11 protein-coding genes are annotated in these 11,400 nt (G+C 68.9%); 5 read left to right on the top strand and 6 right to left on the bottom strand.

Annotated features, from left to right (window positions below; translation table 11 throughout):
* Positions 1-55 precede the first annotated feature (55 nt).
* From AC1RIF_RS07105 to AC1RIF_RS07080, 6 genes are read right to left on the bottom strand one after another with little or no spacing between them, the layout of a single operon-like run.
* A complete protein-coding gene (locus AC1RIF_RS07105; RefSeq protein ID WP_492600650.1) occupies positions 56-871 on the bottom strand; it encodes an SDR family NAD(P)-dependent oxidoreductase in 816 nt (271 codons plus the stop codon).
* Positions 868-2,457, bottom strand: coding sequence for an AMP-binding protein (locus tag AC1RIF_RS07100; RefSeq protein ID WP_492600649.1), 1,590 nt, complete (start codon positions 2,455-2,457; stop codon positions 868-870). The genes AC1RIF_RS07105 and AC1RIF_RS07100 overlap by 4 nt, the downstream gene beginning before the upstream one ends.
* Before the next feature lie 8 nt (positions 2,458-2,465).
* Positions 2,466-3,998, bottom strand: a complete 1,533-nt coding sequence (locus AC1RIF_RS07095) for a succinic semialdehyde dehydrogenase (RefSeq protein ID WP_492600648.1) — start codon at positions 3,996-3,998, stop codon at positions 2,466-2,468.
* A gap of 28 nt (positions 3,999-4,026) precedes the next feature.
* Positions 4,027-4,617 carry a TetR/AcrR family transcriptional regulator gene (locus AC1RIF_RS07090; protein ID WP_492600647.1) on the bottom strand — a complete coding sequence of 197 codons (591 nt, stop codon included), beginning with the start codon at positions 4,615-4,617 and terminating at the stop codon, positions 4,027-4,029.
* 21 nt (positions 4,618-4,638) lie between these two features.
* The gene (locus AC1RIF_RS07085; RefSeq protein ID WP_492600646.1) at positions 4,639-5,982 is read right to left on the bottom strand and encodes a cytochrome P450; all 1,344 of its coding nucleotides are present in this window, start codon (positions 5,980-5,982) and stop codon (positions 4,639-4,641) included.
* A gap of 8 nt (positions 5,983-5,990) precedes the next feature.
* Positions 5,991-6,926: an oxygenase MpaB family protein gene (locus AC1RIF_RS07080; protein ID WP_492600645.1), complete on the bottom strand. Its 936-nt coding sequence runs from the start codon at positions 6,924-6,926 to the stop codon at positions 5,991-5,993.
* A gap of 202 nt (positions 6,927-7,128) precedes the next feature.
* Between AC1RIF_RS07080 and AC1RIF_RS07075 the strand changes: the two genes are divergently transcribed.
* From AC1RIF_RS07075 to AC1RIF_RS07055, 5 genes are all read left to right on the top strand, one after another.
* Positions 7,129-8,868 (top strand): acyl-CoA dehydrogenase family protein, encoded by a 1,740-nt coding sequence (locus AC1RIF_RS07075; RefSeq protein ID WP_492600644.1) that lies wholly within the window; start codon positions 7,129-7,131, stop codon positions 8,866-8,868.
* Between the two features lie 9 nt (positions 8,869-8,877).
* A complete protein-coding gene (locus tag AC1RIF_RS07070; RefSeq protein WP_492600643.1) occupies positions 8,878-9,561 on the top strand; it encodes an O-methyltransferase in 684 nt (227 codons plus the stop codon).
* Positions 9,562-9,663: 102 nt separating this feature from the next.
* On the top strand, positions 9,664-10,281 hold the full coding sequence (locus AC1RIF_RS07065; protein WP_492600642.1) for a YdcF family protein: 618 nt from the start codon (positions 9,664-9,666) through the stop codon (positions 10,279-10,281).
* Between the two features lie 75 nt (positions 10,282-10,356).
* Entirely contained in the window at positions 10,357-10,770 is a 414-nt protein-coding gene (locus AC1RIF_RS07060) for an Rv3143 family two-component system response regulator (protein ID WP_492600641.1), read from the top strand.
* Between the two features lie 233 nt (positions 10,771-11,003).
* Positions 11,004-11,375 carry an NADH-quinone oxidoreductase subunit A gene (locus tag AC1RIF_RS07055; RefSeq protein ID WP_492600640.1) on the top strand — a complete coding sequence of 124 codons (372 nt, stop codon included), beginning with the start codon at positions 11,004-11,006 and terminating at the stop codon, positions 11,373-11,375.
* The last annotated feature ends 25 nt before the right edge of the window (positions 11,376-11,400 follow it).

The following is an 11,400-nucleotide window of genomic DNA, read 5'->3' as shown; positions in this document are numbered from 1 at the left end:
GCCCACCCCTGACGGGGTGGGCGGCCACTGTGGGTATGCGGGGATGCCGCTCGAATCAGCGTTTGATCCGGGCGTCGTACTCGGCGCGTCCGGCGTCGACGTCCAGGAACACCCGCTCGAGTCCGGTCGCCCGCCGTAACAGGTGGGCGACCGGTCGCGGGAACAGTGGCCACAGCAGCGCCCCGGACAGCCGTCCCGGCACGACTGCGCGGCGGCTCGCGGTCCGCAGGGTCTGTACAACGGCCTGCGCGACCTGTTCCGGCGCGATCGGTGCGATCAACCGTCCGGGATGGGTACCGGCGAGCAGCCCGGTGCTCGTGAACGTCGGCAGCACCGTGCCGACCCGCACGCCGTACGCGGCCAGTTCGGCGTCCGCGGCGTCGCCGAAGCACAGCACCGCGGCCTTCGTGGCGTTGTAGACGGCCATGCCCGGCACCGGGATACACCCGGCGATCGAGGCGATGTTGACGATCCGGCCGCCACCGGACGCGCTCATTGCCCGTCCCGCGGCGCGGGTGCCGTGCACCACCCCGCGTAGGTTGACGTCGACCACGGTGTCGACGATCGCATCGTCCTGGTCGAGTAGTGGGCCCAGCGGCATCACGCCGGCGTTGTTGATCCAGCCCCACGGCGGGCCGAGCGTCGACTGCACGCGAGCGAGGAAGGACTGGACCGAACGGGGGTCGGTGACGTCGAGGACCGCGCCGAAAACGCCGACGGCGTCGGCGGTTCGGCGTACCTCGGTCTCGTCGATGTCGCCGATCGCGACCACTGCGCCGGCGTCGCGGAGCGCCGCTGCGGTCGCCCGGCCGATGCCCCGCGCTCCGCCGGTCACCACGACGATGCGACCTGTGATGTCGGTTCTTCTCACGAGTGGCCTTCCTTCAGTTCGTCGAGCGTGCGGCGCAACACCTTTCCCGACGACCCGCGGGACAGCGCGTCGACGAACACGACGTCACGCGGCATCCGGGAGCGGGGGAGTTCGGCCGCGAGATAGTCGCGGACCGCTCGTTCGTCGAGTCTCCCGGCGCACACCAGATAGGCGCGCAGTCGCTGCCCGAAGTCGGAGTCGGGGACGGCGGTGACCACCGCGTCGGTGACGGCCGGGTGCGCGAGCAACGCGACCTCGACCTCCTCCGGGAAGACGTTCTCGCCGCCGGAGACGATCATCGCGTCGGATCGGCCCGCGACGTGCAACCGGCCCGCAGTGTCGAAGTGGCCGCGGTCGCCGGTGTCGAGGAATCCGTCCGCGCCGCTCTTGCGGGTGCCGTCGGTGTATGCCTCGATCTGGCTCGGGGTGCGCACCAGGATCCGGCCCTCGGTGCCGTGGGGGACCGGGCCGCCGTCGTCGCCGGCAATGCGAACGGTGTTGCCGCGTGGGGGGATTCCCGCGCATCCGGGAGCGACCGCGAGGTCGGCGGGCGTCGCGATGCTGATGTAGGCGGCCTCGGTGGAGCCGTACAGGTTGTGCAGCACCGGACCCCATGCGTCGGCGACCTGCGCGACGAGGGCGGCGTCCAGCCGGGCGCCGCCGCTCGCGACGATCCGCAGCGCCGGCAGGTCGGCGGCGGGCACCGCGTCGACCACATCGAGCATCCGGCGCAGCAAGGTCGGCACCGCGATCAGGGCGGCGCAGTGGTGGGTCTGCAGGTCGCGCAGCGCCTGTCCCGCGTCGAATCGTCGCCGCAGCACCAGCGTCGACCCGAGGGTCAGCGTCAGTGTCGCGATCAGCAGGCCCCAGCCGTGGAAGATCGGCGCCGCCACCAGGACCCGTTCGCCTCCGCGTAGCGGGATCTTCGACAGCAGACCCGCGGGCAGCAACAGGGTCGGCGAATCCCCGCGCGGTGCGCCCTTGGGGGTGCCGCTGGTGCCGCTGGTGAGGATCACCAGCGAGGCCGGTTGTGGCGGCCTGGGCGGCAGGGTGTCCGGGGCATCCGCCAGCAGCACCGACAGCGAACTCACGGCGTCGGGATCCTCGGTCCACACGCACCAGCGCGGCCCGTCGAATCCGTCGACGGCTGGGGCGAACTCCTCGTCGTGGATGATCGCGTCCAGGTGTTCCCGGGAGGCGACCTCGGACACCTGACGAGGTCCGAAGTCGGAGTTGAGCAGCACGACACGGGCCCCGGCGGCCGACGCCGCACACAGCGCGACGACGGCGGCGGCATGGTTGCGACACAGGATGCCGATCCCCGGCCGCGGTCCGGTCAACCGCGAGCGCAGCGCGTGTGCCAGACGGTGTGTGTGCCGGGCGAACTCGTCGAACGTCAACCGGACCCGGTCGTCGACGATCGCGACGCGGTCCGGGAACACGGCCGCGCCGAACGCCGCGAGTCCACCGAACGGTCCGAGTCGCGCCACGGCACGAGCCCCGACCGCGGCCGCCCGGGGTCGGCGCGGCACCATGCCGGCCCGCCACAACACCCGGGCCGAGGCGGCCTCGTCGACGATGCGCATGGCTCTCCTCATGATCGGTGCCGCACTGCGAGCAGGGCACGGGTGCCGGTGTTCATCGCGGCCAGCAGGGTGCCGCGGAATCGGTCGGGATAGGCGGTCGGAATCCGTTGGGTGGTGACCGTCTGCGGTTCGGTGTAGCGGACGACGCCCTCGCGCCCGTGCCGGCGGCCGGTCCCACTGGCCCGCATACCGCCCATCGGGGCGCCCAGTGACGCGATCGCGGACAGGTAGCCGTCGTTGACGTTCACCGAGCCCGCGACCACCTCGGCGGCGATCCGGCGCCCGCGCCGCACGTCGCGGGTCCACACGCTCGCGCTCAGTCCGTACTCGCCCTCGTTGGCCCGTTGCAGCGCTTCCACTTCGGATGCCACCGGGTAGACGGAGACGAGGGGGCCGAAGGTCTCCTCTGCGTACACCGCCATATCGGTCGTCACACCGGTGAGCACCGTCGGCTCGTGGAACAGCGGACCGAGGTCGGGGCGCGCCCGGCCTCCGGTCACGAGGGTCGCGCCCTTCGCGAGGGCGTCCGCGACGTGCTTCTCGGTCGCCTCGAGTTGGCGGTGGGACGTCAGCGAACCCATGTCGATGTCGTAGCTGTACCCGGCGCCGATCCGAAGTCGCTCGGTGCACGTGGTCAGTTCGCGTACGAACCGGTCGAACACGCTCTCGTGCACGTAGATCCGTTCGATGCCGATGCACATCTGTCCGGCGTTGGAGAAGGCCGCCTGCACTGCGCCGCGTGCGGCGGCCGCGAGGTCGGCGTCGGCGCACACGATCATCGGGTTCTTGCCGCCCAACTCGAGTGAGGCGCCGATCAGCCGATCCGCGCAGCGCCGCGCGATCTCGCGGCCCGTTGCCGTCGACCCGGTGAAGCTCACGTAGTCCACTTCTTCCACCAGCGCGGGCCCGATCCGGCGGCCGGGTCCGGCCACCACCTGCCACACCCCGTCGGGCACTCCGGCGCGCACCGCCAACCGGCGGGCGTAGAGCAGGGTCAGTGGGGCCTGCGAGTCGGCCTTGCTGAGCACCGCATTACCGGCGAGCAGTGCGGGGATCACGTCGCCCGCGGCCAGGAACAGCGGGTAGTTCCACGGCGCGATCACTCCCACCAGTCCCTTTGGCCGGTAGCCGACGTGGGCCGAGACCAGCCCCGGCACGGCGCCCCGGACCCGGCGTTCACCCAGATAGTCGGCGCTGTGCGCGGCGTAGTGCAGCGCGGTGGAGACGACACCCTGCACCTCCACGGCGGCGTGCACGCGAGCCTTCCCGGTCTCCCACTGCATGAGGTCACACAGTCCGTCGTGGTGGTCGACCAGCAGGCGGGCGAAGCGGGCCACGATCCGCTGCCGTTCCCGGATCGGCCGGTCCGCCCAGCCCGGCTGGGCGGACCGGCCGAGCGCTGCCGCCGCGGTGACCGACTCGGCGGACGTCTGCGGAACGGAGGGCAGCGGCTCGCCGGTGAACGGGGCGGTGGCACAAGATAACTCGGTGGAGGCGGGTAGTTGGGCCAGCAGGTCGTCCCTCAGGGCGGCGGTCAGCACGGCGCACCCGCACGCGTGCGGACCGTGGTCACCACACCAGTCGGGTGAGGTGCCTCTGGGCGTAGCGGCGCACCGCGGTGGGATCGGTGGTGTCCAGCTGTCCGTGCGGGTGCAGCATCAGCGACATCGCGATGCGGATGAGGATCTCGGACGCCGCGAGCAGATCCTCCTCGGGCATCGCCGCCCCGCTGTGGCGAAGCGTGGCAGCGACCCGAGCGGCGGTGACCGCGATCGGGGCCCCCGCTGTGCGGGAGGTCACCTCGACCAGCATCTCCGGCTCGCTCTCGAGGATCCGTCCGATCAGCGGGATCTCGCGGGTCAGTTGGATTCCCCGGGCGAAGCACTCCACCACGGCCTGCGCCGGGTCGAGATTGCGGGCCAGGTCGTCGAGTTGATCGAAGAACAGCCCCGCCTCGCGCAGGATCAGCACCTCGACCAGCGCATCCTTGTTCGGGAACCGTCGGTAGAGGGTGCTGCGGCTGATCCCGGCACGCTTGGCGACGTCGTCCATATTGGTGCGGCGAATCCCGTAGCGCTCGAACTCCTCCCGCGCGGCGTCGAGCATGGCCTGCTCCGCGGTGGCGGCGGGCAGTGCGGTGGGAGCGCGGCGCGTGGTCATCACCGGTCAGCATATCCATCGTCAGATCGCCCGCAGCGTCACCGGCAGGCGGTCCTTCGGAACCGGCAGGGTGGTGTTGTCGAGCTTCCACGTGTAGCCGTCGGGCACGGACCACTCGTACTCGAGCAGAAGGTTGTGCATGATCGTCTTGATCTCCATCTGCGCGAAGTAGAGACCGATGCACTTGTGGACGCCGCCGCCGAACGGCATCCACGCGTACCGGTGGGACTTGTCCTCGGCGCGTTCGGGGGAGAAGCGGTCCGGGTCGAACCGCTCGGGGTCCGTCCACAGCGCGGGGTTGTGGTGGTTGACCATCCCGATCGCACTGACATACGTGCCCTTCGGGACGAAGTGTCCGTCGATCTCGGTGTCCTCCAACGCTCGTCGGGCGAGACCGGGCACCGGCGAGTTCAGTCGCAGGGACTCCTTCATGACGGCGTCGAGCACCGTGAACTCGGGCAGGTTGTCGTACGTGATGTCGCGTGGCAGTGTGCGGGACTGGGCACGGGCTTTGTCCTGCCACTCCGGGTGCAGGGCAAGGTAGTACGCCATCGTGGTGAGTGTGATGGTGGAGGTGTCGTGCGCGGCCATCAGGACGAAGATCATGTGGTTGACCACGTCCTCGTCGGTGAAGGTGTGGCCCTCCTCGGACCGCGCCCGGCACAGCACGGAGAACAGGTCCGGAGTTTCGGTGGCGCGCTTGGCCGGCAGGTGCGCGCGGAAGAACTCCTCGAGCACGGCACGGCCGGCCAGTCCGCGGGACCACTTCGTCCCGGGGATGTTCCTGCGGACGAGGGACATTCCGGCGTTGACGCAGTCGATGAACGCCTTGTTGATCCGATCCGCCTCCGCGCGTGGCAGATCCAACCCCATGAAGATCTCCAGGGCCAGGTCCAGGGTCAGTTCCTTGAAACGGTTCAGGATCAGTACGTCGTCGCCGACGGGCAGGTTCCGCACGCCGTCGCGCAGCATCGGCTGCATGTCGTCCAGATAGCCGCGCAGATGCTTGTTGTTGAAGGCCTGCTGCAGGATCAGTCGGTGGTGACGGTGCTCCTCGAAGTCCATCAACAGGATCCCGCGGCGGAAGAACGGCCCGATGAGGAATCCCCACGCCGGCTCGGCGGCCAGCGCCTTCTGCCGGTTCGCGGCCACCGACTCGGCGCCGTCGGGAGTGAGTGGGACGGCGAACTTCTGGCCGAACGCATTGATGTAGGTCATGTCCCCGAAGGCGTCTCGGCGCTGGGCCACCAGCCGAACCGGGTTCCGGAAGAACCGCAGGAGTTCGATGACTCCCGGATCGCCGGTGCCGTTGATCGGACGGAGGCCGCTGCCGGCCGGGGGTGATGCCAACTGCTTGGTGCGCACGGGATCTCCTAGCGGGCGGGGGCGGTTTGGCCCAGCGAGTTCATCAGCGGTCGGGGGTCGATCCCGACCCGGCGCCACGCGTCGTACGCCCAGGGCAGGTACAGTGCGCGCAGCGGAAGCCGGTTGACGAGCGGGTTGATGCGGCGCGAGAAGGCGGCGAAGCATTGGAACCGCCTCTCCTTGCGCTGATTCCAGTCGAGACCGCACACCTCGCGCATCTGCGGAGGCAGCGTGCCGACGACGACGGTGCGCATGAAGGCGTTGATCGGGGCGGACAGCACGTTCCACACCGGCCCGGGGATCCGTCGTGGCCCGGGGACTCCCTTGCGGATGTACCCGGTGGCGTAGAGGATCGTCGCCGTCGGCACGAACCGGTCGAGCATCTGGTCCCAGTACTCCAGGAACTCCTCGTAGGTCTGCGGCTGGCTCCGGTCGCTGACCCCGTAGATCCGGTACCAGATCCGGCCCTCCTCGAAGATCTGCACCTTCTCCTCGTACGACAGCCGCCGGATGAAGGTGTCGGTGATGTACAGGACCTGGTCCACGAAGGTCGCGTGCGCCCAGTAGAAGAGTTCGGGGTTGAGTGCGTGGTAGCGCGAACCGTCGCTGATCGTGCCCTTGATCGGCTTGTGGAAGTCGCGGACCGTGCGGCCCCAGTGGTGGGGGTCGTCGCTGTAGACGGTCTTCATGATCGGTGGCCCGCTGCGGCGGGCCCGGCCGAGTGTGTCGGAGAAGATCACCGAGTGGTCCTCGACCGCCTTGCCGAGCTGCTCGATGCAGTTCTCGGTCCCGGCCAGCCGCTGGAAGCCCAGTAGTCCGCGCACGTCGCCGTAGTACTTCCAGATCAGTGAATCGGGGCCCAGTCGCGGTGAGTCCGCGGTGGACTCTGTGTCGACGGGCATCGGGACCGCCTCGCGGATGGCGGCGTCGAAGTCGAGCGGCATCGGTAGTTCCCTGTCTGCTTTGGGACGGTGGAACAAAACTGTCTCGCTGTGTCAGAAAGTAGCATCGAGTGATCTACGACACAAGCGCGCCCCGGCCCGCACGGCCAGTTGCTTCACGAGAACGTCCGCGCACGCGGCGGGTCTCGGGGAGAGTGGACGGTGAGCCCCTCCACGGGGTGCCGCTTCCGTTCCCCGGAGGGTGATGACAGTGGGCGAGCTACTGCTGAATCCGCACGACTACGACCCGAAGGACTTCGATCCGAACACGCGCCGGCTGTTGCGCGCGACGATCGACTGGTTCGAGGCCCGGGGCAAACTCCGGCTGCTGCAGGACGACCTGCATGCGGTGTGGACCGGGGACTTCATGGACTTCGCCGGGCGGGAGGGCCTGTTCGCGACGTTCCTCACCCCGGCCGCCGAGGCGAACGGTGATCCCAACAAGCGGTGGGATGCCGCGCGCAATGCCGCGCTGAGCGAGATCCTCGGGTTCTACGGGCTGTCCTACTGGTACCTGTGGCAGGTGACGGTGCTCGGGCTCGGGCCGATCTGGATGAGTGACAACCCGACGGCCCGACGGCGCGCGGCCGACCAGTTGGACGCCGGCGGGGTCATGGCGTTCGGGCTGTCCGAGCGCGAGCACGGCGCCGACGTCTACTCGACCGACATGCTGCTCACCCCCTGTGCCGACACGGCCGACGGCACGGCCGCGTTCCGCGCGAACGGCACCAAGTACTACATCGGCAACGGCAACGTCGCCGGCATGGTGTCGGTGTTCGGCCGCCGCACCGACGTCGAAGGCGCCGACGGCTACGTCTTCTTCGTCGTCGACAGCCGGCACCTGCACTACCGCCTCATCGACAACGTCGTGCACGGGCAGATGTACGTCAGCACGTTCGCGCTGCGCGACTATCCGGTGCGGGCGGAGGACATCCTGCACACCGGGGCGGACGCGTTCTCGGCGGCGCTCAACACCGTCAACGTCGGCAAGTTCAACCTGTGCACGGCCTCGATCGGGATCTGCGAGCACGCCTTCTTCGAGGCGATCACGCACGCTCACAACAGGGTTCTTTACGGCAAGCGGGTCACCGACTTCCCGCACGTGCGGGCCAATTTCGTGGACGCCTACGCCCGGCTGATCGCGATGAAACTGTTCAGCGCCCGCGCCGTCGACTACTTCCGTAGCGCGGGACCGGAGGATCGCCGGTATCTGCTGTTCAACCCGATGACCAAGGCGAAGGTCACCTCGGAGGGCGAAACGGTGATGGCATTGCTGCACGACGTCATCGCCGCCAAGGGCTACGAGAAGGACACCTACTTCCGGGAGGCCGCGGAACTGATCGGCACCCTGCCCAAACTCGAGGGCACCGTGCACGTCAACGTCGCGCTGATCCTCAAGTTCATGCCGAAGTATCTGTTCGATCCGGCGTCGTATCCGGATGTCGCCACCCGCACCGACCCCGCCGACGACGCGTTCTTCTGGGCGCAGGGACCCACCCGGGGTGCGGGCAGCGTGCAGTTCCAGGACTGGACCCGGGTGTTCGACGAGCATGCCGACATCCCCAACGTCGCACGGTTCCAGGAGCAGGCACTCGAGCTCCGTGAACTGCTCGCGACGGCGGCTCCGGACGCCGGGCAGCAGAAGGACCTGGACTTTCTGCTCACCGTCGGGCATCTGTTCGAGCTGATCGTCTACGGGCAGTTGATCCTCGAACAGGCCGACATCGTCGGTCTCGACCGTGATCTGCTCGAGCAGATCTTCGACTTCCAGATCCGCGACTTCTCCAGGTACGCGGTTGCTCTGCACGGCAAGCCGTCGTCGACGGAGGCGCAACAGGAGTGGGCGATCGGCGCGATCCGCAAGCCCGCGGTCGACCCCGAACGGTTCGACCGGGTGTGGGAGCAGATCGCCGGGTACGACGGCGCGTACGAGATGCGGCCCTAGGCTGTCGGTATGACGGACAGCATGGGTGACGCGAATCGGTGGGTCGAGGTCGACCACTATCTGGTCGAGACCGTTCTGGGTGCGGACGACGCACTCGAACGCGCCCTCGCGGCCAACGCCGCGGCGGGACTGCCGCCGATCGACGTGTCGCCGGCGCAGGGCAAGCTGCTGAACCTGCTGGCGCGCATGGTCGGTGCGTCGCGTGTGCTCGAGATCGGCACCCTCGGTGGGTACAGCACCATCTGGCTCGCCCGCGCGGTCGGGGGGTCGGGGCGGGTCGTCACACTCGAGTTCGAACCTCGCCATGCCACGGTCGCCCGGGACAACGTGGACCGGGCCGGTGTCGGCGACCGGGTCGACATCCGGGTCGGTGCGGCGCTGGACGTGCTGCCGGGTGTCGAGGCCGACGGCATCGCTCCCTTCGACCTGGTGTTCATCGACGCCGACAAGGTGAACAATTCCAACTACGTGCGGTGGGCCCTGCGGTTGTCGCGGCCCGGCACGGTGATCGTCGTCGACAATGTGGTGCGCGGCGGATCGGTGTCCAACCCCGATCTCGACGACGAGGCCGTCCGCGCCAGTCGCGAGGTCCTCGAAATGCTGGCGGCCGAGCCGCGCCTCGATGCCACCGCGCTGCAGACTGTCGGCTCGAAAGGGTGGGACGGTTTCGCTCTTGCGCTGGTGGTGAAGTGAAACCGGCCCGCGATTTCCGCTTGCGCTGACGGTTCGGCGTCGTCCACGTAGGGTGTGACGCGCGCGACCATCTGACCGTCGAACCTCGAGAGACGCAGGCGAATGCACAAGCTGAGAACCACCATTGCCGCGGCCGGCCTGGCCGTGCTCCCGTTCCTCGCAACTGCGCCGGCCAACGCCGCCGTGCTGAACATCCCGGGACTCATCGATCAGGGAATCGACACCCTGCAGTACACGGCCGCATCCGGTGTCTCCGACACCGTTTCGTCGTTGGCCCAGTACACCGCGGCCCACGCGTACCTCACCGGCGATCCCGCCTCCCGGTACATCGTGGTGCTCGGTGCCCGTCTCGACGCCGACGGTCTGCTGCCCGCCGTGCTCAACGCTCGGCTGGACACCGCGGCCGCGATCGCGCGCCTCCACCCGCAGAACAAGGTGATCGTCTCGGGCGGGCCGACGCAGCCGCTGCCCTACAGCGAATCGCAGGCGATGTTCGCCGGTCTCGTGCTGAGGGGCGTCAATCCGGCCAGCATCATCCTCGAGAACGCTTCGTACTCGACGGTCGAGAACGCTCGCAACACCACCGGAGTCCTCTCCGGGGCCGGCGCGGACGGCGCCGTCCTCGTCACGTCCGCGTCGCACATCGACCGGGCGCTCGGGGCGTTCCGGTCCGCGTCGGGTCAGTTCCGGTACACCCCCGTCGCCGTCCCCGGATGGTGATGGCGGTCCGACGGTTCCTTCCCGATCGGACTCGCCTCCCGGTGCGGGGCGCCGGCCGGTCGTAGCATCGGATCCGTGGCCAATCCGACCGTCCGTTCCGGTGCCTCCGATCCGCTGCGTGTCCTCGTCTACAGCAGTGATGCCTCGACTCGTCAGCAGGTGATGCGCGCCCTCGGTCGGCGCCCGCATCCCGACCTGCCAGAGCTCGAGTACGTGGAGGTCGCGACGGCGCCGGTGGTGGTCCGCACGATGGACGCGGGCGGGATCGATCTGGCGATTCTCGACGGTGAGGCGGCGCCGGCGGGTGGCATGGGAATCGCCAAGCAGCTCAAGGATGAGCTCGACGTGTGCCCGCCGGTGGTGGTGCTCACCGGACGCGCCGACGATGCGTGGCTCGCGGACTGGTCGCGGGCGGAGGCCGCGGTGCCGCACCCGATCGACCCCTTCCGCCTGGCAGAGGCCGTCGTTCCGCTGTTGCGGCGTCCGTGACGTAACCGGTGCCGGCTCGATATCGCGGCGCCATCGGAAGACTCGCGGGTAAAACCGAAGCCAAGGGTGGCGCCTGTCCCGGTAGGCTGAGGCGTAGATCACATTCTGCGGGTGGATTCTCCTGATTGCGTGATTGTGCGTCTCTCGTGGCTACCCGCCGCTCGTGGTCTGGGTGCGACCGTCCGGCATCGGGCACGGACGGTCGGTCTCGCGACGAGAGGAGCTGAGGCGACGTGAACGTATACGTGCCGATTCTCGTGCTCGGGGCGATTGCCGCCGCGTTCGCGGTCTTCTCCGTGATCGTCGCGTCGGTCGTGGGGCCCAGGCGGCTCAACCGCGCGAAGCTCGAGCCGTACGAGTGCGGGATCGAGCCCACCCCCGCCGAAGCAGGGCGGGGCCTGGCCGGGCAGCGGGTCCCGGTGAAGTACTACCTGACGGCGATGCTGTTCATCATCTTCGACATCGAGATCGTGTTCCTCTACCCGTGGGCCGTCCACTTCGACGCGCTCGGTGTGTTCGGTCTGGCCGTGATGGCCGTGTTCGTGTTCAACGTTGCGGTGGCCTACGTGTACGAGTGGCGGCGTGGGGGATTGAGCTGGGACTAGGCGTGTTTCGGGTGACTGCCGAGCG

The sequence above is a fragment of the Prescottella sp. GW823-FHT02E09 genome, assembly GCF_058797375.1.
Note: the sequence above shows the minus strand (reverse complement) of the source record. Positions and strands in the feature narration are given on the sequence as shown.